The organism is Halomonas beimenensis, assembly GCF_002549795.1.
Taxonomy (GTDB): Bacteria; Pseudomonadota; Gammaproteobacteria; order Pseudomonadales; family Halomonadaceae; genus Halomonas; species Halomonas beimenensis.
Genome location: NZ_CP021435.1, coordinates 1,804,302 through 1,829,992, shown reverse-complemented (window position 1 = coordinate 1,829,992; position 25,691 = coordinate 1,804,302). Strand labels below are relative to the sequence as shown.

Annotated in this window: 23 protein-coding genes; 8 read left to right on the top strand and 15 right to left on the bottom strand. The window is 69.8% G+C overall.

Annotated elements, in window-relative coordinates; genetic code table 11:
• Positions 1-68: 68 nt before the first annotated feature.
• The 3 genes from BEI_RS08670 to BEI_RS08660 are packed head-to-tail and all read left to right on the top strand — an operon-like array spanning position 69 to position 2,462.
• A complete protein-coding gene (locus BEI_RS08670; protein WP_097789136.1) occupies positions 69-620 on the top strand; it encodes a TRAP transporter small permease in 552 nt (183 codons plus the stop codon).
• Positions 621-630: 10 nt separating this feature from the next.
• Positions 631-1,929, top strand: a complete 1,299-nt coding sequence (locus tag BEI_RS08665) for a TRAP transporter large permease (protein WP_097789135.1) — start codon at positions 631-633, stop codon at positions 1,927-1,929.
• Positions 1,929-2,462: a winged helix DNA-binding protein gene (locus BEI_RS08660; protein ID WP_097789134.1), complete on the top strand. Its 534-nt coding sequence runs from the start codon at positions 1,929-1,931 to the stop codon at positions 2,460-2,462. The genes BEI_RS08665 and BEI_RS08660 overlap by 1 nt, the downstream gene beginning before the upstream one ends.
• Before the next feature lie 131 nt (positions 2,463-2,593).
• Here BEI_RS08660 and BEI_RS08655 read toward each other — a convergent pair whose 3' ends face one another.
• The 8 genes from BEI_RS08655 to osmF all read right to left on the bottom strand — a co-directional run bounded on the left by BEI_RS08655 (position 2,594) and on the right by osmF (position 12,402).
• Positions 2,594-4,450 carry a protein kinase domain-containing protein gene (locus BEI_RS08655; protein WP_097789133.1) on the bottom strand — a complete coding sequence of 619 codons (1,857 nt, stop codon included), beginning with the start codon at positions 4,448-4,450 and terminating at the stop codon, positions 2,594-2,596.
• 101 nt (positions 4,451-4,551) lie between these two features.
• Positions 4,552-6,168, bottom strand: coding sequence for a dihydrolipoyllysine-residue acetyltransferase (locus BEI_RS08650; RefSeq protein WP_097789132.1), 1,617 nt, complete (start codon positions 6,166-6,168; stop codon positions 4,552-4,554).
• A gap of 36 nt (positions 6,169-6,204) precedes the next feature.
• On the bottom strand, positions 6,205-7,182 hold the full coding sequence (locus BEI_RS08645) for an alpha-ketoacid dehydrogenase subunit beta (RefSeq protein ID WP_097789131.1): 978 nt from the start codon (positions 7,180-7,182) through the stop codon (positions 6,205-6,207).
• A gap of 1 nt (position 7,183) precedes the next feature.
• On the bottom strand, positions 7,184-8,404 hold the full coding sequence (locus BEI_RS08640; RefSeq protein ID WP_097789130.1) for a thiamine pyrophosphate-dependent dehydrogenase E1 component subunit alpha: 1,221 nt from the start codon (positions 8,402-8,404) through the stop codon (positions 7,184-7,186).
• A gap of 226 nt (positions 8,405-8,630) precedes the next feature.
• The gene (locus tag BEI_RS08635) at positions 8,631-9,380 is read right to left on the bottom strand and encodes an ABC transporter permease (RefSeq protein WP_097789129.1); all 750 of its coding nucleotides are present in this window, start codon (positions 9,378-9,380) and stop codon (positions 8,631-8,633) included.
• Positions 9,373-10,317 (bottom strand): ABC transporter ATP-binding protein, encoded by a 945-nt coding sequence (locus tag BEI_RS08630; RefSeq protein ID WP_097789128.1) that lies wholly within the window; start codon positions 10,315-10,317, stop codon positions 9,373-9,375. Before BEI_RS08630 ends, BEI_RS08635 begins: the two co-directional genes overlap by 8 nt.
• Entirely contained in the window at positions 10,314-11,480 is a 1,167-nt protein-coding gene (locus tag BEI_RS08625; RefSeq protein WP_097789127.1) for an ABC transporter permease, read from the bottom strand. Before BEI_RS08625 ends, BEI_RS08630 begins: the two co-directional genes overlap by 4 nt.
• A 7-nt stretch (positions 11,481-11,487) precedes the next feature.
• A complete protein-coding gene (osmF, locus tag BEI_RS08620; RefSeq protein WP_097789126.1) occupies positions 11,488-12,402 on the bottom strand; it encodes a glycine betaine ABC transporter substrate-binding protein OsmF in 915 nt (304 codons plus the stop codon).
• 94 nt (positions 12,403-12,496) lie between these two features.
• Here osmF and BEI_RS08615 point away from each other — a divergent pair, with 94 nt between their 5' ends.
• Both BEI_RS08615 and BEI_RS08610 read left to right on the top strand, forming a co-directional pair.
• Entirely contained in the window at positions 12,497-13,483 is a 987-nt protein-coding gene (locus BEI_RS08615) for a DUF1853 family protein (protein WP_097789125.1), read from the top strand.
• A 358-nt stretch (positions 13,484-13,841) separates the two neighbouring features.
• Positions 13,842-14,072, top strand: coding sequence for a hypothetical protein (locus tag BEI_RS08610; RefSeq protein ID WP_153045782.1), 231 nt, complete (start codon positions 13,842-13,844; stop codon positions 14,070-14,072).
• 279 nt (positions 14,073-14,351) lie between these two features.
• On the opposite strand, the gene cysS is transcribed toward BEI_RS08610, so the two are convergent.
• Both cysS and BEI_RS08600 read right to left on the bottom strand, forming a co-directional pair.
• The gene (cysS, locus tag BEI_RS08605; RefSeq protein ID WP_097789123.1) at positions 14,352-15,743 is read right to left on the bottom strand and encodes a cysteine--tRNA ligase; all 1,392 of its coding nucleotides are present in this window, start codon (positions 15,741-15,743) and stop codon (positions 14,352-14,354) included.
• Position 15,744: 1 nt separating this feature from the next.
• Positions 15,745-17,424, bottom strand: coding sequence for a glutamine--tRNA ligase/YqeY domain fusion protein (locus BEI_RS08600; RefSeq protein WP_097789122.1), 1,680 nt, complete (start codon positions 17,422-17,424; stop codon positions 15,745-15,747).
• A 324-nt stretch (positions 17,425-17,748) separates the two neighbouring features.
• Between BEI_RS08600 and BEI_RS08595 the strand changes: the two genes are divergently transcribed.
• Both BEI_RS08595 and BEI_RS08590 read left to right on the top strand, forming a co-directional pair.
• The gene (locus tag BEI_RS08595; RefSeq protein ID WP_097789121.1) at positions 17,749-18,255 is read left to right on the top strand and encodes a peptidylprolyl isomerase; all 507 of its coding nucleotides are present in this window, start codon (positions 17,749-17,751) and stop codon (positions 18,253-18,255) included.
• Between the two features lie 73 nt (positions 18,256-18,328).
• Positions 18,329-19,093, top strand: a complete 765-nt coding sequence (locus BEI_RS08590; protein WP_097789120.1) for a UDP-2,3-diacylglucosamine diphosphatase — start codon at positions 18,329-18,331, stop codon at positions 19,091-19,093.
• 105 nt (positions 19,094-19,198) lie between these two features.
• Here the strand turns inward: BEI_RS08590 and BEI_RS08585 are convergent, their stop codons facing one another.
• Together BEI_RS08585 and BEI_RS08580 are read right to left on the bottom strand one after the other, a co-directional pair.
• Complete coding sequence (locus BEI_RS08585; RefSeq protein ID WP_097789119.1) at positions 19,199-20,266, bottom strand: methylenetetrahydrofolate reductase; 1,068 nt, start codon at positions 20,264-20,266, stop codon at positions 19,199-19,201.
• Entirely contained in the window at positions 20,263-20,730 is a 468-nt protein-coding gene (locus tag BEI_RS08580) for a methylenetetrahydrofolate reductase C-terminal domain-containing protein (RefSeq protein ID WP_097789118.1), read from the bottom strand. Before BEI_RS08580 ends, BEI_RS08585 begins: the two co-directional genes overlap by 4 nt.
• 292 nt (positions 20,731-21,022) lie before the next feature.
• Between BEI_RS08580 and BEI_RS08575 the strand changes: the two genes are divergently transcribed.
• Positions 21,023-21,907: a bifunctional 5,10-methylenetetrahydrofolate dehydrogenase/5,10-methenyltetrahydrofolate cyclohydrolase gene (locus BEI_RS08575; protein WP_097789117.1), complete on the top strand. Its 885-nt coding sequence runs from the start codon at positions 21,023-21,025 to the stop codon at positions 21,905-21,907.
• Between the two features lie 105 nt (positions 21,908-22,012).
• Here the strand turns inward: BEI_RS08575 and BEI_RS08570 are convergent, their stop codons facing one another.
• From BEI_RS08570 to BEI_RS08560, 3 genes are all read right to left on the bottom strand, one after another.
• Positions 22,013-23,029 carry a CobW family GTP-binding protein gene (locus BEI_RS08570; RefSeq protein ID WP_097789116.1) on the bottom strand — a complete coding sequence of 339 codons (1,017 nt, stop codon included), beginning with the start codon at positions 23,027-23,029 and terminating at the stop codon, positions 22,013-22,015.
• Between the two features lie 233 nt (positions 23,030-23,262).
• Positions 23,263-25,083, bottom strand: coding sequence for a SurA N-terminal domain-containing protein (locus tag BEI_RS08565; protein WP_097789115.1), 1,821 nt, complete (start codon positions 25,081-25,083; stop codon positions 23,263-23,265).
• Between the two features lie 170 nt (positions 25,084-25,253).
• Positions 25,254-25,526 carry an HU family DNA-binding protein gene (locus tag BEI_RS08560; RefSeq protein ID WP_013332105.1) on the bottom strand — a complete coding sequence of 91 codons (273 nt, stop codon included), beginning with the start codon at positions 25,524-25,526 and terminating at the stop codon, positions 25,254-25,256.
• Positions 25,527-25,691: the final 165 nt, after the last annotated feature.

The window sequence follows — 25,691 nt, the reverse complement described above, 5'->3', positions numbered from 1 at the left end:
CACGCCCCGTCCCCGCCACCACCTCACCGGGGCCCTGCCGTGGGCCCCGGACACTATGGGTAGTCACCATGAGCTATCGATTGCGCCCCCTCTACAACCTGGGGGGCTACCTCTCCGCCACCTGCCTGGTGCTGATCTGCGCCCTGATCACCGCCCAGATCGTCGGGCGGATCATCGACGTCCTGGCCACGGCCCTGGGCGGGGGACGCATCGGCCTGGCCATTCCCGGGCTGGCCGAGATCTCCGGCTTCCTGCTGGTGGGCGCCACCTTCCTCGGGCTGGCCTACACCTTCATCCATGGCGCCCATATCCGGGTCACCCTGCTGATCGGCCGGCTGCCGGCCCGCTACCGGGTCTTCGTCGAGGCGGCCTGCCTGAGCGTGGCCCTGGCGCTGTGCCTCTACCTGGCCTTCTACCTCTACCGCCTGCTGGCCGACAGCATCGCCTTCGGCGAGACCTCCTACGGACTGCTCAGCATCCCGCTGTGGCTGCCGCAGTCGGCCATGCTGGCCGGGATCGTGCTGTTCTGCCTGGCGCTGGGGGAGGCCTGGTGGCAGACCCTGGCCACGGCGATCCGCCGTCCCGACGACTTCACCATCCACGACACCGGCCAGGAATGACGAGACGCCCATGCTGATCCTCACCCTCACCCTCTTCGTCACCCTGCTGGTGCTGCTCGGCAGCGGCGTCTGGGTGGCCTTCTCGCTGCTCGGCCTGGGCTGGATCGCGCTCAGCCAGTTCACCAGCATCCCCACCGGCGACGTCATGGCCTCCGACATCTGGGGCGCCAGCTACAGCTGGGAGCTCACCGCCCTCCCCATGTTCATTTGGATGGGCGAGATCCTCTTCCGCTCCCGGCTCGCCGACGACATGTTCACCGGGCTGTCGCCCTGGATGCAGCGCATCCCCGGGCGGCTGCTGCACACCAACGTGGTGGGCTGCGGCCTCTTCGCCGCGGTCTCCGGCTCCTCGGCGGCCACCTGCGCCACCATGGGCAAGATGACCATCCCCGAGCTGACCCGACGGGGCTACGACGAGCAGCTGGTCATCGGCACCCTGGCCGGCTCGGCCACCCTGGGCCTGCTGATCCCGCCCTCGATCATCCTGATCGTCTACGGCGTGGCCACCGACCAGTCGATCGCCCGGCTGTTCATCGCCGGCATCTTCCCGGGCCTGCTGCTGATCGGCCTGTTCGCCGCCTACCTGATGCTCTGGGCCTGGCGCTACCCCGACAAGGTCCCGGCGGCCGACGCCCGGGTGGCCTGGGGCGAGCGACTGAAGCGCTCGCGTCGACTGATCCCCATGCTGGCATTGATCGTGGGAGTGATCGGCTCCATCTACGCCGGCCTGGCCTCGCCCACCGAGGCCGCCGCCGTGGGCGTCGTGCTCTCCCTGCTGCTGGCCAGGGTGCAGGGCAGCATGGATCGCGAGGTCTTCCGCGACGCCCTGCTCGGGGCGGTGCGCACCTCCTGCATGATCGCCTTCATCCTCGCCGGCGCCTCCTTCCTCACCGCCGCCATGGGCTTCACCGGCCTGCCCAGCGACCTGGCCGCCTGGATCGGCACCCTGGGGCTCTCCCCGGTGATGCTGCTGGCGGCGCTGACCGTGCTGTTCATCCTGCTGGGCTGCTTCCTGGACGGCATCTCGGTGGTGGTGCTGACCACCTCCATCCTGCTGCCCATGGTGGAGGCGGCCGGCATCGACCTGATCTGGTTCGGCATCTACCTGGTGATCGTGGTGGAGATGTCGCAGATCACCCCGCCGATCGGCTTCAACCTCTTCGTCCTCCAGGGCATGACCGGCCGCAACATCCTGAGCATCGCCTGGGCCGCCCTGCCCTTCTTCTTCCTGATGATGCTCGGGGTGGTGCTGATCGGCCTCTTCCCGGAGATCGTGACCTACCTGCCCACCGCCATGGGGAACCGCTGATGAGCCAGGACGAGACCCAGACGGCCGCGTCGCCCCGCGGCCCCATCGTCTCCTCGGAACACCTGTCCCGGAACGCCCAGGAACTCTCGGAGTTCGAGTTCGGCATGATCATCGCCAGCCACGCCTTCCAGCGCTGGATGGTGCGCTGCATGACCGCCGCCGGCCTGCCGGAGCTGGGCTCCCTCGACGTGCTGGTGCTGCACAGCATCAACCATCGCGAGCGCGCCAAGCGCCAGGCCGACATCTGCCTGGTGCTCAACGTGGAGGACACCCATACGGTGACCTATGCGCTGAAGAAGCTGGGCAAGCTGGGCCTGGTGGAAGGCGAGAAGCACGGCAAGGAGACCTTCTACCGCACCACCGACCAGGGGCGGGCGACCTGCCAGCGCTACGCGGAGATCCGCGAGGCCTGCCTGGTGGACTCGCTGTCGACGCTGGGCATCGAGCGCGAGGACCTGCACCGCATCGCCGCCAGCCTGCGGGCCATGTCCGGGCTCTACGACCAGGCGGCGCGCTCCGCCGCCTCGCTCTGAGCCTCGATCATGCTGCTCTCTAATCGCGGGTGCGCTCGCGGGCTCGCTTACCTCCCCTACGGCGACCACCGTGGCCGCCGTAGGGGAGGTAAGCGTCAGCGCACCTACCAGCGCCCTGTTTCGGACATCGCCTAGCCGCCCTGCGCCGCCTCGGCCTCGCGCCGGGCGGCCTCCAGGGCGGCGCGGGGGTCGCGGGGATAGAAGCGCTCCGGCTGGCGGGCCACGTGGGCGAAGACCCGGGTGTCCTTGTAGGGCATCTTCATGAAGCCCGAGACCCCGAGTCCCTCGATCAGCCCCACGGCGTCGAGGATGTCCTCGAGGCGGCGACGGAACTCCGCCTCCCGGGAGGGATCGAGCAGCCGGTAGTGGCTATGGATCTTGAGGTGCTCGGGCAGCGCCTCGAAGATGATCATGCCGGTGTGGTGGATCTCGTTGAGGGCCTCCAGGGAGCTGATGATGGCCTCCGGCAGCACCAGGAACTCCTCCGGGTCGGGGCCGTCCTCGAAGTAGCTGTGCAGCCGCGAGCGGTCCTCGAGCTCCGGCACGGCGCTGACCTCGTAGTGCAGGCGCATGCCCGGGGTGACCAGGAAGGGCCGGTCCGGGCCCTCCCGGTCCAGGTGGAGGGTGTCCCGGGCGTTGAACAGGCAGCTCTTGAAGATGCCGCGCCGGTGGATGGCCCGGGCCAGGGTCACCATGTTGTTGACCGCGGCGATGAAGGCCGGCTTGAGCGCCGGATCGTGCAGGTTCAGGGAGGTGTCGATGTAGACCCCGTCGGCCTCCCAGCGCACCGCCAGCCCCCCCACCACCGGGTACTTGCCGAGCCGGCTCACCGCGGCCAGGAAGGCCTTCTCGGTCTCGCCCATGCCCTGCATGAAGTTCTTGTAGTAGCGGTCGAGCTGGACGTCGTTGACGTCGTTCAGGGTCTCGCGCACGCCCTCCTCGCGGAGGAAGGACTTGCGCGAGCTGTAGACCACGGTGTCGATCTCGCGGTCGGCCGGCCGGGTCCAGACCGGCACCATGGGCGCCTCCGGCGGGCTCGGCAGGTCCAGCATCACCAGCCTGCCCAGCCGCGGCATCTCGCGGATGAAGTGATCCCCCGCCTTCATGCGGACGCGGGGATCCGGGTCCAGCATGCCGTCGAGCATGCGGGCGAACTCCATGGGCAGCCCCAGGGAGGTGGCGGGGATGGCCCGGTGGCCGAAGCGGCAGGACTGGGCCGAGGCCAGGGCGTAGAGGGTGCCGGCCGCGCCCTGCTCGTCGAAGCGCGGCGAGGACAGGGCCCCGTTGAGCTGGTCCTCGCCGATGAAGTAGACGTCGCCCAGGCGGGCATTGGTCTGCTGGAGGTTGTCCGACATCAGCTCCATGACGTTGGCCGAGACGAACTGCAGCTCGGCGTCGAGCTGGGCGAACACCGAGGAGCCCCAGTCGATCAGGGCGATGGTCTCGCGCGCCTCGTCGAAGACCAGGTTGGACGGCTTGATGTCGCCGTGCACCACGGGCTTGCCGGAGGGCCCGGACTCGCGGCGCAGGGCGCGCAGGATGTCGGCGAGCTGGTCGGCGATGCGCACGATCAGCCGCGGCGACAGCCGTCCCTCGCGCAGCGAGACCTCCTCCAGGTTCTCTCCCGGAGCCCGTTCCATGACCAGGATCGACTGGTTGCGCACCCGCTGGAAGACGATCAGCCGGGGCACCCGGGGATGGGCGACCTGCTCCAGCATGAAGGCCTCCTCCTCGAGGCGGTCCTGCAGGTGCTGGGGCAGGTTGACCCGGGTGAACTTGAAGACGTACTCCTCGCCGGTGGCGGTGAGCCCGGCGAAGACGAAGCCGTAGGCGCCCTTGCCGATCAGCTCGATGTTCCGGTAGCCCAGCTGCTCGAGCTGGGCCTGGCACAGCGCCACCCACTCCTTGAGCTTGCGGGCGTCGTGGTGGCTGAGCAGGTAGACCGACTGGTCTTCCGGAATATAGAACTGCTGCAACGGCTGGGTCATCGGTTTCGACCTTCTCGATCGCCTGGACGATGGGCCATGGTGACGGACGCCGGGTTCCGCGGGACGGGCCCGGCGCCCTCCGTGGCCGCCTGACGGGAGCGTCAGGCCAACTCGAGCAACAGCGTCTCGGGGTCTTCGAGGTACCCCTTCCAGGCATTGCAGAATCGGGCGATGGTGCCGCCGTCGATCAGTCGATGGTCGCCGGCCCAGGTCACCGTCATGATCGCCCGGCGGGTAACCTCGCCGGCCGCGTCGAAGCGCGGCAGCCACTGGGTCTTGCCGATGGCCACGATCGCCACCTCCGGCGCGTTGATGATCGGCGCGGCATAGGTGCCGCCCAGGGCCCCGATGTTGGAGATGCTGATGGTGCCGCCCTGGAGGTCCGCCTGGGCCACCCGCCCCTCGCGGGCCTGGCCGGTCAGGCGCTGGATCTCGCGGGCCACCTCCAGCAGGCTGAGGCGCTCCACGCCCTTGACGTTGGGCACCATCAGGCCCGCCTTGCCGTCCACCGCCATGCCGATGTTGCAGCTCGGCAGGTAGTGGATCTCGTCGGCGGCCTCGTTGAGCCGGCTGTTGAGGATCGGGAAGTCCTGGATCGCCAGCGCCATGGCCTTCATGAAGAAGGGCATCAGGGTCAGCCGGGTCTCCCTGGCCTCCGCCCTGGGCTTGAGCCGCTCGCGCAGCGCCAGCAGCTCGGTGACGTCGATCTCCTCGCCGTACTGGAAATGCGGGATGGTCGTGGCCGAGGCCACCATCTGCCGGGCCATGGCCGCGCGCACGCCGCGCAGCGGCTCGACGCGCACCTCGCCCTCCTCGGCCGGGGCCGGACGAGGCGCCGGCGCCGCCTCGGGCTTGGGCTTGGGCTTGGCCGCCTCCGCCGGACGCGCCCCGCCGCCCTCGACCACCGCCATGACGTCTTCCTTGAGCACCCGGCCGTCCTTGCCGGAGCCGGGGATGTCCTCCAGACGCAGGTCGTGCTCGCGGACCAGGCGGCGCACCGCCGGGCTCGCCGGGATCCGGCCGTGGGGGCCGCGGCCCGTGCGGGACGGAGCCGTCGGGGACGCCCCGGTCGCGGCAGGCCTCGGCGCCTCGTCCCGGGCCGCCGGGCCGCTCGAGGCGGCCTCGGCCGGCTCGGCCCCGTCCTCGGGCTCATAGGCGAACAGCGGCGCATGGACCTTGGCGATCTCGCCCTTGCCGACATGGAGCCGGGTGACCCGACCGGCCTCGGGGGCGGTGATCTCGACCATGGCCTTGTCGGTCATGACATCGACCACCGGCTGGTCCTCGGCGATCTCCTCGCCCTCGGCCACGCGCCACTCGACCACCTCGCACTCGACGATGCCCTCGCCGATATCCGGGAGGATGAAGTCCTTGGCGGCCCCGCCGCCGGCCGGCGCCTGGCCGCCACTCGCCTGGGGGGCCTGGGGCTCGGGCGCCGGGGCCTCGCTCGGGGTCGCCTCGGCGCTCGCGCCGCCGGACGCGCCCTCCGCCTCGTAGGCGAACAGCGGGGCGTGGACCTTGGCGATCTCGCCCTTGCCCACGTGGAGCCTGGTGACCCGGCCGGCCTCGGGCGCGGTGATCTCCACCAGCGCCTTGTCGGTCATCACCTCGACCACCGGCTGGTCCTCCTCGATGACGTCGCCCTCGTCGACCCGCCATTCCACGACTTCGCACTCCACGATACCTTCGCCGATATCGGGCAGCTTGAACTCGGTCATGATGTCTCTCCTGTCCTGATAGCGCGCTGTATCGGCTTAGTAATTGACGCTTGCGCGAACGGCCTCGAAGACCTTGAGGTGATCCGGCAGGTACTCCTTCTCCAGCGTCAGCGGGAAGGGCGTGTCCAGGCCGGTCACGCGCATGATCGGCGATTCCAGGTACAGGAAGCAGCGATCCTGGATGGCGGCGGCGATCTCGCCGGCGAAGCCACCGGTCCGCGGCGCCTCGTGGGTCACCACCAGCCGGCCGGTCTTGAGCACCGACTCGGCGACGGTGTCCTCGTCCCAGGGCAGGATGGTGCGCAGGTCGATGACCTCGCAGGAGATGCCTTCCTTCTCGGCCAGCTCCACGGCCTTGTCGATGACCTCCATCTGGGCGCCCCAGCCCACCAGGGTGACGTCGGTGCCCTCCTTGGTGACCTCGGCCTCGCCGAGCGGCAGCTGGTAGTCCTCCTCGGGCACTTCCCCGGTGGACGCGCGGTAGAGTCGCTTGGGCTCGAAGAACAGCACCGGGTCCGGCTCACGGATGGCGGCCAGCAACAGCCCCTTGGCCTCGTAAGGATTGCGGGGAACGACGATCTTCAGCCCGGGGGTATGGGCGAAATAGGCCTCCGGGGACTGGGAGTGATAGTGGCCGCCGGAGATCCCGCCGCCGTAGGGCGCCCGGATGGTCAGCCCGCCCACGTTGAACAGGTCCCCGGAGCGATAGCGGAACTTGGCGGTCTCGTTGACGATCTGGTCGAAGGCCGGAAAGATGTAGTCGGCGAACTGGATCTCCGCCACCGGCACCGAGCCCTGGGCGGCCAGGCCGTTGGCGAAGCCGATGATGCCCTGTTCCACCAGCGGGGTGTTGAAGCAGCGCGTCTTGCCGTAGCGCTCCTGGAGATGGCTGGTGGCGCGGAAGACGCCGCCGAAGCCGCCCACGTCCTCGCCGAAGCACAGCACCCGCTCGTCCTCGGCCATGGCGATGTCCAGGGCGTTGTTGATCGCCTGCAGCATGTTCATGGTCGGCATCTCAGGACTCTCCCTTGTCGTTGGCGTCGTCGGTGCGGCTCACTTCGGGATCCAGGGAACGGGCTCCCTTGGGATAGGCGTCCGGATAGCGACGGATGTGCGCCTTGAGGGCGTCGAGCTGATGCTGCAGGCCCGGGGTGACCTCGGCGTAGACGTCGGTCACCAGGCTGTCCAGGGGGGGCGGCGGACGCTTCTCGGCCTGCTTGAGGGTCTCCAGGACCTCGCGTCGCAGCTGCTCCTGGAGGGTCTTCTCTTCCTCCTCGTCCCACCAGCCCTTGTCGATCATCCAGCGCTTCATGCGCAGGATCGGATCCTTCTCCCGCCAGGCCTCCTCTTCCTTGCGGGAGCGGTAGCCGGAGGGATCGTCCGAGGAGGAATGGGCGGCCAGGCGGTAGGTCATGGCCTCGATGAGCACCGGCTTGTTGTGCTCGACGGCGATGCGCCGAGCCTCCTGGGTCGCCCGATAGACGGCCAGGATGTCGTTGCCGTCCACGCGGATGACGTGCATCCGGTAGCCGAAGGCCCGCGGGGCCACGCCGTCGGCGGCGAACTGCTCGATGGCCGGGGTGGAGATGGCGTAGCCGTTGTTGCGGCAGAAGAAGATCACCGGCACTTCATGAACCGCCGCCATGTTCAGGGCGGCATGGAAGTCGCCCTCGGAGGCGGCTCCCTCGCCGAAGAAGACCGTGGTGCACAGGCCATCGCCGGCCAGCTTCTGGCCGTAGGCATAGCCCGTGGCCTGGGGGATCTGGGTGGCCAGCGGCGAGGAGATGGTCATGTAGTGCAGCTTGCGCGAGCCGTAGTGAATCGGCATCTGCCGGCCCTTGCCGTAATCCAGCTCGTTGCCGAACAGCTGATTCATGAACTCGTCGATGGTGAAGCCGCGATAGACCAGCGCCCCCTGCTCACGGTACTGGGCCATGATCATGTCGGCGTCGTCCAGCGCCGCGGAGGCCCCGATGACGGCGGCCTCCTCGCCCGTGCACTGCATGTAGAAGGACAGGCGACCCTGGCGCTGGGCGGCCATCATGCGCTCGTCGAGCACCCGGGTGGTGATCATCGCCTGGTAGATGCGCCGGGCCAGCTCACGCTCCAGCGGGGGCTCCTCGGCGCCCTCGTAGAGGGTGCCCTCCTGGTTGAGGACCCGGTAGGTGGGGATGCTGAACTCGTCCCCGGCCAGGAATTCCGGCACGTGGATATCTCGCGTTGTGCTCATCGTCATGATCCTTACCCCTTTTGGGGGCAGTGTTGTCTCTATTCTTTCGGATCGCCAGGGGATTGCCCCGACGCCGATCAACGCACGGCATTGACGTTAACGTAAACTGCGATCATTGGATAGTCCCGATTCGGCGGATCTTGCCTCGATGTCGGCCACGGGGGGGACGTCGGCGGCGCCGGCCGTGGCGAGAGTCGCCGGCCCCTTGAAGATAACGGTATAAGGCGGCTCGTCAGCGCGGGCCGGCGGGCTGCAGGCGCGCGAAGACGCTGTCGACCGTGAGCGCCAGCAGGCCGATCAACAGGGCGCCCTGGAGCACGTAGGCGGTATTGCCGTTGACGATGCCCGAGATGATGGGATCGCCCAGGTTGCTCGCCCCCACGGTGGCGCCGATGGCCGCCGTGGCGATGTTGATCGTCACCGAGGTGCGGATGCCGGCGAGGATCACCGGGGCGGCCAGCGGCAGCTCCACCTGGCGCAGCAGCTGGCCGCCGGTCATTCCCATGCCCCGGGCCGCCTCGCGCACCCCCGGGTCGATGCCCTCGATCCCGGCCAGGGTGTTGCGGACGATCGGCAGCAGGCCGTAGAGCAGCAGGGCGACGATGATCGGCAGGGTGCCGAAGCCCAGCACCGGCACCGCCAGCGCCAGCACCGCCACCGGCGGGAAGGTCTGGCCGATGGAGGCCAGCTGGGCGACCAGCGGCAGGAAGTCGCGTCCGGCCCGGCGGGTGACGGCCACCGCCGCCCCCACCCCGATCGCCACGGCGGCGAGCGCCGCCACGCCGACCACCAGCAGGTGGCGCCCCAGCAGGGTCAGGAAATCGGCCCGGGCATAGATCACGGCGCGGCTGTCCGGCTCGACCCAGCGGAACAGCCCCTCCAGGGCGCCCATGCCCAGGCAGGCGGCCAGCAGCAGCGCGCCCCAGACGGCCGGGACCCACCAGGCTCGCCCGGCCCTCGCCTTGGCGATCGCCTCACTCATGGGCCTTGGCCCCCACCAGCCGCCGCAGCGACAGTTCGCCGATGGGAAGGTCCTCGTCGTCGACCACGGTCAGGCGCTCGGCATGGCGCCACAGCATGATCGACAGCGCCTCGCGCAGCGAGGCATCGTGGGCCACCCGCTCCCGGGCCAGCAGGCGCGGGCTCAGCGGCAGCATCCGCTCGCTCACCGGCAGCAGGGCGGCCTCCTTGAGCCCGCGATCCTCGCCCCCCAGCAGGGATTCCACGAAGGCGTCGGCGGGCTCGCGGAGCAGCTCCAGGGGATGGCCCTGCTGCTTGATGCGGCCCTGGTCCATGACCACCAGGCGATCGGCCAGGCGCAGCGCCTCGTCCATGTCGTGGGTGACGAAGACGATGGTCTTGTGCAGCCGGCCCTGCAGGGCCCGCAGTTCCTCCTGGAGGGTCTCCCGGGTGATCGGGTCCAGGGCGCCGAAGGGCTCGTCCATGAGCAGGATATCCGGATCGGCGGCCAGCGCCCGGGCCACCCCGACCCGCTGGGCCTGGCCGCCGGAGAGCTGGCGCGGGTACTTGTCGGCGAACTCGCTGACGGGCAGGCCGAGCAGGGTCATCAGCTCCTCGACCCGCTCGCGGATCCTCGCCTGGGGCCATTTCAGCAGCCGGGGAACGAGGCCGATATTGCGCGCCACCGTCCAGTGCGGGAAGAGGCCGGTGCTCTGGATGGCGTAGCCCATGCGCCGGCGCAGCGTCTCCTCGCGGAAGGCCCGGATCTGCTGGCCGTCGATGTGGATCTCGCCGTCGCTGTGCTCGATGAGCCGGTTGATCATGCGCAGGGTCGTGGACTTGCCGCAGCCGGAGGTCCCGACCAGCACGCAGAGCTCCCCCTGGGCCACGCTCAGGGAGATGTCGTCCACCGCGGTCGTCGCGCCGAAGCGCTTGGTCACGTGGATGAGATCGATCATGTCGCCCCTCCCGGGCGCAGCAGGTCGGTCAGGGCGCCCAGCAGGGCATCGGCGGCGAGCGCCATGACGAGGATGGGCAGGGCGCCGAGCAGCACCAGGTCCATGGCGGCCTGGCCCAGCCCCTGGAAGATGAAGGTCCCGAGACCGCCGGCGCCGATCAGCGCCGCCACCGCGGTCAGGCCGATGGCCTGCACCGAGGTGATGCGGATTCCCTCGAGGATCACCGGCAGCGCCAGCGGCAGGCGCACCTGGCGGAACACCTGGCCGCGGCTCATGCCCATGCCCCGGGCGGCGTCGACCACCCCGGGGTCCACCTCCTCGAGGGCCACGTAGGTGTTGCGCACCATGGGCAACAGGCTGTAGCCGACCAGCGCCAGCAGGGCCGGCGCCCAGCCGATGCCGCTCACCCCCAGGGCGGCCAGCCAGTCGACCCGGGCGGAGAGCCAGGCCAGCGGGGCCAGCAGCAGGCCGAACAGCGCCAGGCTGGGGATGGTCTGCAGGAAGTTGAGCACCGCGAAGCCCAGCTCACGGGCCCGCGGCCAGCGGCGCATGGCCAGCGCCAGGCCCACCCCGATGACCAGGCTGAGCCCCACCGCCGACCCGACCAGCAGCAGGTGCTCGCCGATGGCGGCGAGGAACTGCTGGCTGCGTCCGGCATATTCCCGGCGCAGCGCGAGGGGCTCCAGCCAGAGGGACAGGCAGAGCGCCAGGCTGGCGAGCGGGACCAGCAGCAGCGCCCAGCCGAGCGGCCGCGACAGGGTCAAGCGGGTGCGCAGCTCGATCAGCGCCAGCAACAGCAGGAAGAGGCCGACCCAGACGCCCCCGCCGATGCCCATGCGGGCCTGGGGAAGCGCAGGGTCGACCAGCTCGGCCGCCGCCAGGGCGAGCCAGGCCGGCAGGGCCGCCAGCATGGCCACGACCAGGCCGAGTGCCAGGCGCAGCCGCTCGCGCGTCGGCCGCCAGGCCAGCCACAGCACCGCCAGGGCGGGCACCAGGCTCGCCACCAGCCCCGGCAGGCCGGCGACCTCGGCGGCCGAGTGACCGCTGCCGGGCACGATGCGGTTGGGCGCGACGCTCACCGCATCCAGGCCCAGCCAGGCCGGCAGGGCGGCCAGCAGCAGGGACCACAGGACGATGTTGGGGCGCGGAGTCTCCTCGGGCACCCTGACCTCACTCGTCCAGGGTGTCGAGGAAGTCCGCCGCCACCCGGGCCGGGTCGAGGCCGTTGACGGCCACGTCGCCGTTGAGGCGTTGCAGGGTATCGCGGTCCAGGGCCTCGAAGACCGGGGTCAGCAGGGACTCGATCTCGGGATGCGCCTCGAGCACGCTGGCGCGGACCACCGGGGCCGGCTGGTAGACCGGCTGCACGCCCAGGGTGTCGTCCATCACCACCAGGTCCAGGGCCTTGAGCCCGCCGTCGGTGCCATAGGTCATGGCGGCATTGACGCCGCTGGTCTGCTGGGCCGCGGCGCGCATGGTGGCGGCGGTGTTGCCGCCGGACAGCACCAGCAGCTCGTCCTCGGAGAGCTCGAAGCCATAGGCGTCCTGGAAGGCCGGCAGGGCCTGGGGGGACTCGACGAACTCGGCGCTGGCGGCCAGCTTGAAGTCGCCGCCCTCGTTCAGGTAGGCCGCCAGGTCCTCGAGGCTCGCCAGGCCGTGCTCCCGGGCCAGCTCGCCGCGCACGCTGATCGCCCAGGTGTTGTTGGCGTCGGCCGGGGTCAGCCAGACCAGGTCGTTCTGCTCACGGTCCTTCTCCCGGACGGTCTCGTAGGCCTGCTCGGCGTCCTTCCATACCGGACTGTCGGCCATGTCGAAGAAGAAGGCGCCGTTGCCGGTGTACTCCGGGTACAGATCGATCTCGCCCGCGGTGAGGGCGCCCCGCACGATGCTGGTGCCCCCCAGCTGGAGTCGGTTCTCCACCTCGACGCCACCGGCCTCCAGGCGCTGCAGGATCAACTGGCCCAGCACCGAGCCTTCGGTATCGATCTTCGAGGCGACCACCACCGGCTCCTGGGCCTGCGCCGCGCTCAGGCTCATCAGGGTGCCGGTCGCGACGACGGCGAGACGCGTCAGTACTGGCTGCATGGTTACCACCCACTTCCTCTATGAATGTATGCTGAGTATAAGGCCTGTACAGCTTGGCTGTCAGAACGGCATCTCAACGCCCGGGAGCCGCCCCATGCCGCCACCCCATGACGATCTCCTCCCCTGGCGCCACCCCCTGGTCCGGGACCTGGCCTGGCTGCTGGCCACGCCCGACCTGCTCACCCTGGGCTGGGACGGTCGCCCCGACCGCGCCTGCCTGGGGCTCGAGCGCGACGATGCCCTGGCCGACTACCTGGGTCACCTGGAGGCCGATCCCGAGCCGCTCGAGCGCTTCATCGGCCATACCCTCAAGGGGCGCATGGGCCATTATCACGAACGCCTGTGGCAGTTCCTGCTCGGCAGCGCCCCGGGGACCCGCCTGCTGGCCCACAACCTGCCGGTCCTCCAGGAGCGTCGCACCCTGGGCGAGCTCGACCTGGTCTACGCCGAGCTCGCCGATCCCGTGCCCGTCCACCTGGAGGTGGCCATCAAGTACTACCTGGGACTGCCGGAAGGCCCCGGGAACGCCGACGACCAGGCCCGCTGGATCGGCCCGGGCGGGCTCGACAGCCTGGCCATCAAGCGGGCCCACCTGACGCGTCACCAACTGCCGCTGGCCCACACGCCCCAGGCCCGTCGGGCCCTCGCGGAGTGCCTCGGCGGCGCCACCTCGCCGCGGCTGCATCAGCGCCTGGCGATGCCCGGGGTGCTCTTCTACCCCTTTCACGCCTCCCTCCCCGCGCCGCGGCATGCCACCCCCGACCATCACCGCGGGGAGTGGCTGTACTGGCGGGACTGGTCACGGCTCCACGAGGCCCTTCCCCGGGGCACCCGCGGGGCCTGGCTGTGCAAGCCCCACTGGCTCGCCCTGCCCCGCCCCGAGCACCTCACCTCGCTGCCCGTGCTGGAGCACTGCCTGCGGCTGCACTTCGCCGGCGGCGGGGCCCCGGTGCAGCTGGCCCTGCGCCTGCCCGGGACGGGCGCGCCGGCGGAGTGGTGCCGCCTCTTCGTGGTCGACGACGCCTGGCCCCCGCCGGACCGCCTGCCGCCGGCCGCCGAGGCGCCGCTCGATCCGCCGTGAGGGACAACGCCCGGCACGGGACCGGCGCTCCTCCCGCCGCGCCCCGTCGGCAGGCGCCAGGAAACGTTCAAGGGTGCTATAGTAGGCTACATAACATCATATAAAGTTACCTATTGTTACATAGCGCTGTTTGCAAACCGCGTGGAGCAATCGATGGGAAGCCGGGGACGGGGACCGATCACGCGCCAGGGGCAAGCCGGCGTCCCTCCCCTCTCTCCCCGGCGAGCGACATCCCGACGGCGTGTCTCGAGGCGAATTGAAGAACAGTGTTTTCAAACAGTGTTTTTATACTACCCTGGAAGACAGGGGGCGCACTGCCCCGGTTCCGGCACCCCGGCGGTCGAAGGAGGGAATGCTCATGAACATCGGCGCTTCGCTCGCCCCTCGCTGGCAGCATGTCCATGCCGACTGGTGGCAGGACGATCGGGGCAACGACATCCATCGCGTCGACATCGATGACGAGTCGCTCTACCACTGCCATCTCACCGGATCGCCGCTGCCGTGGAATGCGGTGGCCACCAGTCTCGACGAGGCCATGGCCGTCGTCGACGAAAGGCCGAATGGACAACCGGGGACGGGTCCAGATTAGACTGGAAACCGGGGACGGGTACCGATTACCTCCCATCGCGCAGCAAGCTGAGCTCCCACGAAATCGGGCGATGTCCCTGGCCGTGGGAGCGCTCTTCAGAGCGCGATGGCCCTGGGGGGCCTCCGCTATCGCGCAGCAAGCTGCGCTCCCACGGAATCATGGGGAAACCGGGGACGGGTACCGATTACGTCCGCGAGCAGAAGAACCCCCGAAGGCCATGGCCTCCGGGGGTTCCTTGTCGCTTGCGCCTCGTGGCTCGGCGCTGCCCGAAGGGCGCCCTCAGTCCTCGGGCGCCTCCAGCACCCAGGAGGTGCCCTCCCGGCTGTCCTTGAGCACGATGCCGAGGAAGGCCAGCTCGTCGCGGATGGCGTCGGCGGCGGCGAAGTCGCGGGCCTTCTTGGCCTCGGCGCGGGCGGCGATCTTCGCCTCGATCTCCGCCTCGGGCAGCGGCAGCTCGCCGGCCGCGCCCTTCAGGAAGGCCTCCGGCGCCTGCTGGAGCAGGCCGAGGATCGCCCCCAGGCGCTTGAGTTCCGCCGCCAGCGCCGGGGCCTCGCCCGGGGCTTCCTTCTTGGTCCGGTTGAGCTCCCGGGCCAGGTCGAAGAGCACCGACACCGCCTCGGCGGTGTTGAAGTCGTCGTCCATCGCCGCGGTGAAGCGCGCGTCGAAGCGCCCGTCCACCTCCCCTTCCCGGGGCTCGACGCCGTCCAGGGCGTTGTAGAAGCGCTCCAGGGAGCGGCGGGCGTCGGCCAGGGACTCGGGGGCGTAGTTGATCGGGCTGCGGTAATGGCTGGCCACCAGCAGGTAGCGCACCACCTCCGGGTCATGGTGCTCGAGCACCTCGCGGATGGTGAAGAAGTTGCCCAGCGACTTGGACATCTTCTCCTGGTTCACCCGTACCGCCCCGGCGTGCATCCAGGTGTTGACGTAGGGCTTGCCGGTGGCCGCCTCGCTCTGGGCGATCTCGTTCTCGTGGTGGGGGAAGGTCAGGTCGGGCCCGCCGCCGTGGATGTCGAAGGTCTCCCCCAGGCAGCAGGTGGACATGGCCGAGCACTCGATGTGCCAGCCGGGACGCCCCGGCCCCCAGGGCGACAGCCAGTTGGCCTCGCCCGGCTTGGCCGCCTTCCACAGCACGAAGTCCAGCGGATCCTCCTTGTGCTCGTCGACGTCCACCCGGGCGCCGGCGCGCATGTCGTCCGGGTCGCGGTTGTTGAGCTTGCCGTAGCCCTCGAACCGGCGCACCCGGTAGTAGACGTCGCCGTTGGCCGCCGCATAGGCGTAGCCCTTGTCGATCAGCGTCTCGATCATGGCGACGATCTCGTCGAGGTGCTGGGTCGCCCGGGGCTCCGCGTCCGGGCGCAGCACGCCGAGGCGCCCCTCGTCCTCGTGCATGGCGTCGATCATGCGGTCGGTGAGCGCCTCGATGGTCTCGTCGTTCTCGTCGGCCCGCCTGAGGATCTTGTCGTCGATGTCGGTGATGTTGCGCACGTAGGTGACGTCATAGCCCCGGGCGCGCAGGTAGCGGGTGATGACGTCGAAGGCCACCATCACCCGGGCATGGCCCAGGTGGCAGTAGTCGTAGACGGTCATGCCGCAGACGTACATGCGGACCTTGCCCGGCTCGATGGGCGTGAAGGTTTCCTTGCGGCGCGTGAGGGTGTTGTAGATCTGCATGTCAGCCCTTCTTCTTGATCTTCGCCCAGCTGTCCTTGAGCCCCACGGTGCGGTTGAACACCAGCTTGCCGTCGCGGCAGGCATGACGGTCGGCACAGAAGTAGCCCACCCGCTCGAACTGGAAGCGGCTCTCCGGGGCGACCTGGGCCAGGCTGGGCTCGCCGACGGCCTGCACGGTGACCAGGGAATCGGGGTTCAGGTGCTCGAGGAAGTCGGCGTCCTTGTCCTTGTCCGGCTGCTCGACCTGGAAGAGGTTGTCGTACAGGCGCACCTCCATGGGGACCCCGTGGGCGGCGCTGACCCAGTGGATCACGCCCTTGACCTTGCGGCCCTCCGGGTTCTTGCCCAGGGTGTCGAAGTCCACCGAGCAGCGCAGCTCGGCGATCTCGCCGGTCGCGTCCTTCACCACCTCGTCGCAACGGATCACGTAGGAGTTGCGCAGCCGCACCTCCTTGCCCGGCGCCAGGCGGAAGAACTTCTTCGGCGGCTCCTCCATGAAGTCGTCCCGGTCGATGACGATCTCCCGGGTGAAGGGGATCCGGCGCACGCCCATGTCCTCCCGGGCCGGGTGGCCGGCCACCTCGTAGGTCTCCTCGAAGTCCTCGGGCACGTTGGTCAGCACCACCTTGAGCGGCTTGAGCACGCACATGGCCCGGGGCGCGTTGTCCTCGAGGTCGCTGCGGATGGCGTGGTAGAGCATGGCGATGTCGACCAGGCCGCCGTCGGCGCGGGTCACGCCGATCATCTCGCAGAACTTGCGGATCGAGGCCGGGGTATAGCCGCGACGCCGCATGCCGGAAAGGGTCGGCAGGCGCGGATCGTCCCAGCCGTCGACGATGCCCTCGTCCACCAGCAGCTTGAGCTTGCGCTTGGAGGTCAGGGTGTAGTTGAGGTTGAGCCGGGCGAACTCGATCTGGCGCGGCTTGGACGGCACCGGCAGGTTGTCGAGGAACCACTCGTAGAGCGGGCGATGGTCCTCGAATTCCAGGGTGCACAGGGAATGGGTCACGCCCTCGATGGCGTCCGACTGGCCGTGGGCGAAGTCGTAGGACGGGTAGATCTTCCACTTGTCGCCGGTCTGGTGATGGTCGGCGTGGCGGATGCGGTAGAGGATGGGATCGCGCAGGTTGATGTTGGGCGCGGCCATGTCGATCCTGGCGCGCAGCACCTTCTCGCCCTCGGCGAACTCGCCGGTGCGCATGCGCTCGAGCAGGTCCAGGTTCTCCTCCACGGAGCGCTCCCGATAGGGGCTCGGCCGGCCCGGCTCGGTCAGGGTGCCGCGGTACTCGCGCATCTCCTCCGGCGAGAGGTCGTCCACATAGGCCTTGCCCTCGCGCACCAGGTGCTGCGCCCAGGCATAGAGCTGGTCGAAGTAGTCGGAGGCGAAGCGTACCTGACCCGCCCAGTCATAGCCCAGCCAGCTGACGTCCTCCTTGATGGCGTCGATGTACGCCTGCTCTTCCTTGATCGGGTTGGTGTCGTCGAAGCGCAGATGACAGTCGCCACCGAACTGCTCGGCGAGCCCGAAATTCAGACAGATCGACTTGGCGTGGCCGATGTGCAGGAAGCCGTTGGGCTCCGGCGGGAAGCGGGTGACGATCTTCCCCTGTCGGCCGGCCTCGACCTCTTCGCGGATCTGGTTGCGAATGAAGTTCGGCGCGCTGGTGGTCTCGCTGGTCATGTTGATTGGGCAACCTCTGGTTGAACGCGGGCCTGTCGCCGCGACGCCGCGGGCCTGGCCGCGGCTTCGCGCATCGACGCAAAAGGGCTATTATAGCGCCACGTGCCCATAGGGCGCCAAGGCATCCCGCTATACCGCCGGGGCTGCCGTAGTGAGTTTTTTCCCGGGACTGATCCGGCGACAGGTCTCCGAGGGGGCGCTGTGAACCCATCCATGGGCGCTACTTTTGCCATCCATGGCAAAAGACCCCCTCTTCGACCTGTCCCCGGCGCCCCGGGACACTTCCCATTGTGGCAGCCCTAGCAACAACGACAGGACACCGTGATGATCATCTTGCAGACCAATTTCGGCGATATCCATGTCGCCCTGAACCACGACAAGGCCCCCAAGACCGCGGCCAACTTCGAGCAGTACGTCCGCGACGGCTTCTACGACAACACCCTCTTCCACCGGGTCATCGACGGCTTCATGATCCAGGGCGGCGGCTTCGACCTGGACTTCAACCAGAAGCCCACCCGTGATCCCATCGAGAACGAGGCCGACAACGGCCTGACCAACGATCGCGGCACCCTGGCCATGGCCCGCACCCAGGACCCGCACTCCGCCACCGCCCAGTTCTTCATCAACGTCGCCGACAACGACTTCCTCAACCATCGCGGCAAGAACATCCAGGGCTGGGGCTACTGCGTGTTCGGCGAGGTCGTCCAGGGCATGGACGTGGTGGAACGCATCAAGGGCGTGGCCACCACCCGCCGCGGCATGCACGCCGACGTGCCCGCCGAGGACGTCATCATCCAGCGCGCCTACGTCCAGGACGACGCCGAGGCCTGAACCGCCCTTCCGCACCGCCCCCACCCGCGCCCGCGGGTGGGCCGCCCCCGACCCGACGCCTGCGAGAGCCGCCATGTCGACCCTGCTGATTTCCGACCTCCACCTCCACCCCGGCGCCCCCGCCATCACCGACGGCTTCCTGGCCTGGCTGGACGGCCGTGCCCGGGAGGCGGAGGCGATCTACATCCTCGGCGACTTCTTCGAGGCCTGGATCGGCGACGACCTGCTCGACCTGGGCGACGCCGACCCCAGCGGCACGGCCGCCCTGGCGGCACGCATCGCCGCCGCGCTCCAGGCACGCAGCGAGGCGGGCACCGCCGTCTACCTGATGCACGGCAACCGCGACTTCCTGTTGGGCGAGCGCTTCGCCGAGGCGGCCGGCGCGACCCTGTTGCCCGACCCCAGCGTGGTCACCCTGGGCGACGAGCGGGTGCTGCTGATGCACGGCGACAGCCTCTGCACCCGCGACGAGGCCTACATGGCCTTTCGCGCCCAGGCCCGCGATCCCCAGTGGCAGGCCCGGATCCTCGCCATGCCGATTCCCGAGCGCCTGGCCCTGGCCCGGCAGCTGCGCGACCAGTCGGGCGAGGCCAACTCCAACAAGGCCGAGGACATCATGGACGTGACCCCGGACGAGGTGACCGCCGCCCTGCGCGAGCACGGCGTGACCACCCTGATCCACGGCCACACCCATCGCCCCGCCGTCCACGAGCTCGACCTCGACGGCATCCCGGCGCGTCGCTACGTGCTGGGCGACTGGCAGCCGGACCGCGGCTGGGAGATCGAGATCGCGGCCGGGCAGCCGCCGGTGCTGCGGGACTTCCCGCTGGAAGGCTGACGGCATCGGCGAGCGCCGAGCGCCGAGCGCCGAACCACCAAGGGTCGAGGGGAAAGTGGAAAGTGGAAAGTGAAAAGTGGCAAGGAATCCCTTACTCCTTGCCACTCACTTCGGGCCCGCGGCGGTCAGGTGGCAGGGCGCGGCGTCCGGCGCCTCGGGGTTGAGCTCGCAGGGGTCGTCGCGTCCCGGATACCAGGGCACCCGCCCCTCCAGCACGCCGGTCTCCTCGATGATCCGCGCCACCGTGGCCTCCTGCCGATAGGCCATGATGTGCGCCCCGCTCACCCCCTCGATCTCCCGGACCTCGGCCAGGATATCGCAGCACAGGCGCTCGCCCTCGGCGCGCTGGTCCCGGGCCCCCTCCAGGCGCCGGATCACCGCATCGGGGATATGGATGCCCGGCACGTGCTCGCGAATCCAGCGGGCGCTGCGGGCCGAGGCTAGCGGCCCCATGCCCACCAGCACGAAGGCCCGGTCGGGCCCCTCGAGCACGCCCAGGTCGGCCACCTCCTTCATGAAATCCCGCAGCCGGGGCACGTCGAAGCAGTACTGGGTCTGGATGAAGCGCGCCCCCGCGGCCACCTTCTTGGCCAGCCGGCGGGCCCGCCAGGCCGCCGGGGGCACGAAGGGATTCTCCGCCGCCCCCAGGAAGATGCGGGGCGGCTCGGTGATGGCCCGTCCGCTCTCGAAGCGCCCCTCGTCGCGCATGCGCCGGGCGATGCCCAGCAAGGAGAGCGAGTCCAGGTCGAACACCGGGCGGGCCTCGGGATGGTCGCCCGCCTGGACCCCGTCGCCGGTCAGGCACAGCAGGTTGCAGGCGCCCATGGCCGCGGCGCCCAGGATCTCGCCCTGCATGGCGATCCGGTTGCGGTCGCGGCAGGACATCTGGAGGATGGTGGCATAGCCCACCCGGGTCAGCAGCGAGCAGACGCCGACGCTGGACATGTGGCAGTTGGCGCCGGAGCCATCGGTGGCATTGATGGCATCCACGTAGCCGTCGAAGATGGCCGCCCGGCGCAGGACCTCCGCCGGGTCGGCGGAATCCGGCGGGTCGATCTCGGTGGTCACCGCGAAGCGGCCCGCCCGCAGCACCCGCTCCAGCCGCCCGGGCGAGACATGCCCGGGCAGGATCGGCAGGGAATAGCCGGGCACCGGCTCGTCGTCGAACTTCATGGGCTTCCCCCGCGGTCTCGACCGTGTTCGCCCTGCACCACCTTGAGCCAGGACGAGGCTCCCTCGTCGGCGGCATCCACCGGCAGCTGGACCAGCTGGATGCGATCGCCGTACTTCATGCGCCGGCTGCCCTCCCAGGCCTCCAGCCACACGCAACGCATCTCGGGCTTCACCTCGCAGCCGCCGTCGGCGCGCACCCCGCCGCAGGGGCCGTTGCGCAGCCGCTTGGGACAGTTCATGGGACAGGCCATGCCGGTGGAACTCAGCACGCAGTGCCCGCACATCCGGCAATCGAAGAGGAAACCCTTCACCCAGCGCTCGACCGCCGCGACCGGCCGCTCCAGCCGCTCGGGGCCGAGCCGGGCCACCAGCGGCGCCAGCGTCTTGAGGACGGGCTCGAAGCCGTCATAGAGGATCTCGAAGGCCCGGGCATGGCGGACCACCCAGCGACGCACGCGATACATGGGGCCGACCTCGCCGTTGCACACTGTCGATGCCCCGACAAGCGGGGCTTTGAGTATAAGGCTAGAAGGAAAGCCCACGCACCACTTCCATCAGGACGACAGCCCCATGGTGCATGACGACCGTCGCCGGAGCGATGCGCGGCGTCGCCGAGGGAACACCCCCGGCCCTGTTCTGACCTAGACTGCGGAAGCAGCCCGGGGCGCCCCCGGCGGCCCTTCGCCGGTCGACGCGGCGAAGGACACCGGCGGTCCTTGCCCCGGGCGAGTGTCACACCAGACGGATGGGAGCGTCATGGCGACCCTGATCGATGGCAAGGCGCATGCCCAGGCGCTGCGCGACGCGGTGGCCGGGGAGGTCCGGCGCCTCGGCGAGGGGCACGGACTGGTGCCCGGCCTGGCGGTGGTGCTGCTGGGGGAGGACCCGGCCAGCCAGGTCTACGTGCGGAGCAAGGGGCGCCACGCCCGGGAGGTGGGCATGCGCTCCTTCGAGCACTGCCTGCCCGCCGCCACGCCCGAGGCGGAACTGCTCTCGCTGATCGCGACCCTCAACCACGATCCGGCCGTGCACGGCATCCTGGTCCAGTTGCCGCTGCCCGACCCGATCGACACCGAGGCGGTGATCGCCGCCATCGACCCGGCCAAGGACGTGGACGGCTTCCACCCCCTCAACGCCGGCGCCCTGGCGGCCGGCGGCGAGGGGCTGGTGCCCTGCACGCCGCTGGGCTGCCTGACGCTGCTCAAGGCGCACCTCGGCGACCTGGCCGGCAAGCACGCCGTGGTGCTGGGCCGCTCGCGGATCGTCGGCCGCCCCATGGCGAGCCTGCTGCTCCGCGAGGACTGCACCGTGACCCTCGCCCATTCGCGGACCGCCAATCCCGCCAAGGTCTGCCGGCAGGGGGACATCCTGGTGGCCGCGGTCGGCCAGCCCGGACTGGTCCAGGGCGACTGGGTCAAGGCCGGCGCCACGGTCATCGACGTGGGCATCACCCGGCTCGGGAATGGCGACACGACTCGCCTGGTGGGCGACGTGAACCCCGCCTGTGTCTCCCGAGTGGCCGGCGCCCTCACCCCGGTGCCCGGCGGCGTGGGCCCCATGACCATCGCCTGCCTGCTGCACAACACCCTGATCGCCGCCTGCCGGCAGCACCGGCTGCCCGAGCCGAGCTGGCCGGAGTAGCAAGAAAGGGGAAAGGGGAAAGGGGAAAGGGGAAAGTGGACAGGATGAGCTGACCCCGTAACGCTTGCGACTTTCCGCTTGTGGCTTGTGGCTTGCGGCTTGTGGCTACAGCAAGCAGGCGGCCAGCCGGGCCTGCAGTGCCCGGGGATCCGGCAGCGTCTCGGCCGGCCCGATCACCTCCAGGCGGGAATCCCGCCGCCACTCGCTGGGCGTCGGCGTCTCGTGACCGTGCACGCGGTTCACCGCCATCCAGCCGGCCCCGGTGCGGAAGACCCCCTTGAGCCGCAGCTCGCCGGCCAGGCCGTCCAGGCAGTCCAACAGCGCCCCCCGGTCGAACGCCTCGTCGGGGTGCCAGCGCCACCCCAGGCTGACCTGCCCCAGCGCCTCGCCCCGCAGGAACACCGGGTGCCCCGGGCGCGGGGCTTCGGCCTCCAGGTCCAGCCAGGCCGCCCGACGGCCGGTCAGCGCACGGTGGGCCGCCGGCTGCCCGGCCCCACGCCGGTCGCGATGCCGGCCGCTCCCCAGCACCCGCGCGATGGGCAGCCGCCCATGGGGCGCTTCCTCCACCCAGGGATCGCCCGGCAGCTCGTCCGCCAGCCAGTCCCGCGCCGCATCCAGCCCGGACGCCGAGACCAGGTCGGTCATGGTCAGGGCGATGCCGTCGGCGAGCGCCAGCTGATCGCGGAAGGTCGCCTGCGCCAGGGCGCGGGGATCCTCCAGCCGGCGCGGGTCCAGCACCGCCACCACCTCGCGCAGCGCCAGCACGCCCGCGAAGGCCTCGCCCTGGAGCAGGTCGAGCAGCCCCGCGGGATGCCCGAGGCCGGAGGGCTCGATGATCAGCCGGTCGGGGCGCTCGCGCCGCAGCAGCTCGACCAGGGCGGCTTGCAGCACCGTGGCCAGCTGGCAGCACAGGCAGCCCCCCGGCAGCGCCCTGACCACCACGTCGTCGCGCCCGGCCACGAGCGCCTGGTCGATGCCTACCCGACCGAACTCGTTGATCAGCACCGCCCAGCGCTCGCCCTCGGGCTTGTGCTCGATCAGGTGCCGGATCAGCGAACTCTTGCCGCTGCCCAGGAAACCGGTGATCGGATGGACGGGGATGTCGGTGAGCGGGGTGGGCATGGGGGACTCGTGAGTGTGAGGAGTGAAGCGGCCAAGCGGCCAAGCGGCCAAGCGGCCAAGCGGTGAAGCGGTGAAGCGGCCAAGCGGAGGCTCGAGTACAAAGTAGAAAGTAAAAAGTCGCAAGGGAACCCAGGCCGATCCCAGCCTTTCACTAGAAAGCCCCGCTGGGAGTCACCCGCGGGGCCTTCTTTCCACTTTCTACTTGTCGCTTGCTACTTTTGCCGAAGGGCGCGTCAGGGCCGCGTGATCTCGGCCTGCTCGCGCAGGTGGGTCAGCAGCCCGGTCACGGCGGCCTGGGCGCGCAGGCGCTCGGCCATGTTGGCGACGAAGGATTCGATCTGGGCGTTGGGCTCGCCGGGGGTGACCTCCTCCAGGGCGATCAGCACCACCCGTTCGCCAACGTCGGCCCGGCCGTAGACGGTGTCGTCCGCCTCCGGATGCGGCAGGCGGAAGGCCGCCTCCACCACCGCCGGGGCCAGGTCGGCCTCGCCCTGACGGCTCAGGCCCTCGACCCGCTGCCAGTCGAGCCCCAGGGACTCGCCCCGGCGCAAGGCGGCGAGCATCTCGTCGGCACGGGCCTGCAGGGCCTCCCGGGTCTTTTGCGCCGTCACCGCGGCCGCCACCTGGTCCCGCACCTCCTCGAGGGGCAGGGTCGTGGCCTCGCGATGATCGCGGACACGCAGCACCAGCCGGCGATCCTCGTCCAGCTCGACCACCTCGCTGTTGAAGCCCTCCTCGAGCACGTCCGGGCTGAAGGCCTGGCGCATCACGCCGGGCTCGGCGAGCACGCCCTCGGCGCCGTCACGGCCGACCCAGTCGCTCACCTGCAGTTCGAGGCCGAGGCCATCGGCCACGCTGGCCAGATCCTCGGCGGCGAAGCTCTCGTCGATCAGCCGCTGCGCCTTGTCGTTGAAGGCATCGCGCACCCGCTCGAGGGCGACCTGGCGCGCCAGGCGATCCCGGGCCTCGTCGAAGGCCGGCCGATCGAGCTCGGTGACCTGGATCAGGTGCAGGCCGTTGTCGGTCTCGACGATGTCCGACACCTGCCCTTCCCGGAGGGCGAAGGCCGCCTCCTCGAAGGCCTCGCCGAAGAAGCCGCGGCTGATCACGCCCAGGTCGCCGCCGGCGCCGGCGGTGGAGCCGTCATCGGAGAACTCGGCGGCCAGGTCGGCGAAGGCCTCGCCCTCGGCCAGGCGGGACTTGACGGTCTCCAGCCGCGCCTCGGCCTCTTCCCGGGTGCGTTCGTCGCCGAAGGTCACCATGATGTGGGACACGCGGCGATCGGCATCGGAGGCCTCGGCGCGCCAGGCTTCCCGAAGCGCTTCCTCCTCGACCTCCAGGTCCTCGGCCATGGCCTGGCGATCCAGCACCACATAGGCCAGGCGGACCTGCTCGGGACGCTGGTAGTCCTCCGCATGGGCCTCGTAGTAGTCGCGCAGCTCGGCATCGCTCACCTCGATCTCGCCCTCCAGATCCGCGGGGACCAGGGCATGGTGACGGAAGGTGCGCGCCTGGCGCTGCAGGGCCGCGAGACGCTCCTGCTCGCTCTCCAGGCTGAACTCGCTGGCGGCCAGCCCCTGCTGGAGCTGGCGGCGCTTCATGTCCTGGCGCAGCTGCTGGCGGAACGACAGCGGCGTGAAGCCGGCGCTGGCCAGGCGGTTGCGGAAGAGATCGCGATCGAAGCGCCCCTCGCCGTCCTGGAACTCCGGCAGGCCGACGATCAGGGCATCGAGCTGGGCCTCGGACAGATGCAGCCCTCCCTCCTCGGCATACTGGGTCAGCAGGCGGTCGGTGATCAGGGCATCGAGCATCTGCGCGCGCAGCTGGCGCTCCTGCTCCGGCGGCACCTGGCCGCTGCGAATGGCCCGCTGCACCTCCAGCTCGAGTTGCTGGCGCGTGATCGGCTCGCCGTTCACCGAGGCGACCTCTTCGCCATCGCTACCCAGCAGCCCCACCAGGGACTCCACGCCGAACAGCGCCATGGTCACCACCACGGCTCCGACCAGGATCTTGGCGCCCCAGCTCCTGGAGCGGTCACGAATACTTTGCAGCATGCAGGCCTCTGCGGTTCTAATGATTCAGGACGCGCTACATTATACGCATCCTCGGGGGTCCCGCGAACGGGACGGCCACCCCATGCGACGGGGCCCTGAAACGCGACAGGCGCACCGCTGCTGCGGTGCGCCTGTCGGGATACATCGTCGAGGACGGCGGAGCCGTCTGCTCAGTTGACGGAATCCTTGAGCGCCTTGCCGGCCTTGAAGCTCGGCACCTTGGCGGCGCTGATCTGGATCGGCTCACCGGTCTGCGGGTTGCGACCGGTGCGGGCCGCACGCTCCTTGACGGTGAAGGTGCCGAACCCCACCAGGGAGACGCTGTCGCCCTTCTTCAGGCTGTCGGCCACGGCGTCGACCATGGCGTCCAGTGCGCGAGAAGCGGCCGCCTTGGGAATGTCGGCAGACGCGGCAATGGCTTCGATCAGCTCGGACTTGTTCACACTTCACCCCTTGACTGTTACGTAAATTGGCTCTAATCGGCGAGACTTACGGCTGACTGACGCGATCACAGCATGGCGATAGTTTATAGCAATGCGATGAAACGCCTGTCAAGCAACCATCCCTGACAATCCCCACCATGCCGGGGTTTTGAGCCCGACATGAGG

What these genes read in the sequence shown, in the direction of transcription:
- BEI_RS08670 (WP_097789136.1), top strand. Translation starts at nt 69, where the DNA reads ATGAGCTATCGATTGCGCCCCCTCTACAACCTGGGGGGCTACCTCTCC.
- BEI_RS08665 (WP_097789135.1), top strand. Translation starts at nt 631, where the DNA reads ATGCTGATCCTCACCCTCACCCTCTTCGTCACCCTGCTGGTGCTGCTC.
- BEI_RS08660 (WP_097789134.1), top strand. Translation starts at nt 1,929, where the DNA reads ATGAGCCAGGACGAGACCCAGACGGCCGCGTCGCCCCGCGGCCCCATC.
- BEI_RS08655 (WP_097789133.1), bottom strand. Translation starts at nt 4,450, where the DNA reads ATGACCCAGCCGTTGCAGCAGTTCTATATTCCGGAAGACCAGTCGGTC.
- BEI_RS08650 (WP_097789132.1), bottom strand. Translation starts at nt 6,168, where the DNA reads ATGACCGAGTTCAAGCTGCCCGATATCGGCGAAGGTATCGTGGAGTGC.
- BEI_RS08645 (WP_097789131.1), bottom strand. Translation starts at nt 7,182, where the DNA reads ATGCCGACCATGAACATGCTGCAGGCGATCAACAACGCCCTGGACATC.
- BEI_RS08640 (WP_097789130.1), bottom strand. Translation starts at nt 8,404, where the DNA reads ATGACGATGAGCACAACGCGAGATATCCACGTGCCGGAATTCCTGGCC.
- BEI_RS08635 (WP_097789129.1), bottom strand. Translation starts at nt 9,380, where the DNA reads ATGAGTGAGGCGATCGCCAAGGCGAGGGCCGGGCGAGCCTGGTGGGTC.
- BEI_RS08630 (WP_097789128.1), bottom strand. Translation starts at nt 10,317, where the DNA reads ATGATCGATCTCATCCACGTGACCAAGCGCTTCGGCGCGACGACCGCG.
- osmF (WP_097789126.1), bottom strand. Translation starts at nt 12,402, where the DNA reads ATGCAGCCAGTACTGACGCGTCTCGCCGTCGTCGCGACCGGCACCCTG.
- BEI_RS08615 (WP_097789125.1), top strand. Translation starts at nt 12,497, where the DNA reads ATGCCGCCACCCCATGACGATCTCCTCCCCTGGCGCCACCCCCTGGTC.
- BEI_RS08610 (WP_153045782.1), top strand. Translation starts at nt 13,842, where the DNA reads ATGAACATCGGCGCTTCGCTCGCCCCTCGCTGGCAGCATGTCCATGCC.
- cysS (WP_097789123.1), bottom strand. Translation starts at nt 15,743, where the DNA reads ATGCAGATCTACAACACCCTCACGCGCCGCAAGGAAACCTTCACGCCC.
- BEI_RS08600 (WP_097789122.1), bottom strand. Translation starts at nt 17,424, where the DNA reads ATGACCAGCGAGACCACCAGCGCGCCGAACTTCATTCGCAACCAGATC.
- BEI_RS08595 (WP_097789121.1), top strand. Translation starts at nt 17,749, where the DNA reads ATGATCATCTTGCAGACCAATTTCGGCGATATCCATGTCGCCCTGAAC.
- BEI_RS08590 (WP_097789120.1), top strand. Translation starts at nt 18,329, where the DNA reads ATGTCGACCCTGCTGATTTCCGACCTCCACCTCCACCCCGGCGCCCCC.
- BEI_RS08585 (WP_097789119.1), bottom strand. Translation starts at nt 20,266, where the DNA reads ATGAAGTTCGACGACGAGCCGGTGCCCGGCTATTCCCTGCCGATCCTG.
- BEI_RS08580 (WP_097789118.1), bottom strand. Translation starts at nt 20,730, where the DNA reads ATGTATCGCGTGCGTCGCTGGGTGGTCCGCCATGCCCGGGCCTTCGAG.
- BEI_RS08575 (WP_097789117.1), top strand. Translation starts at nt 21,023, where the DNA reads ATGGCGACCCTGATCGATGGCAAGGCGCATGCCCAGGCGCTGCGCGAC.
- BEI_RS08570 (WP_097789116.1), bottom strand. Translation starts at nt 23,029, where the DNA reads ATGCCCACCCCGCTCACCGACATCCCCGTCCATCCGATCACCGGTTTC.
- BEI_RS08565 (WP_097789115.1), bottom strand. Translation starts at nt 25,083, where the DNA reads ATGCTGCAAAGTATTCGTGACCGCTCCAGGAGCTGGGGCGCCAAGATC.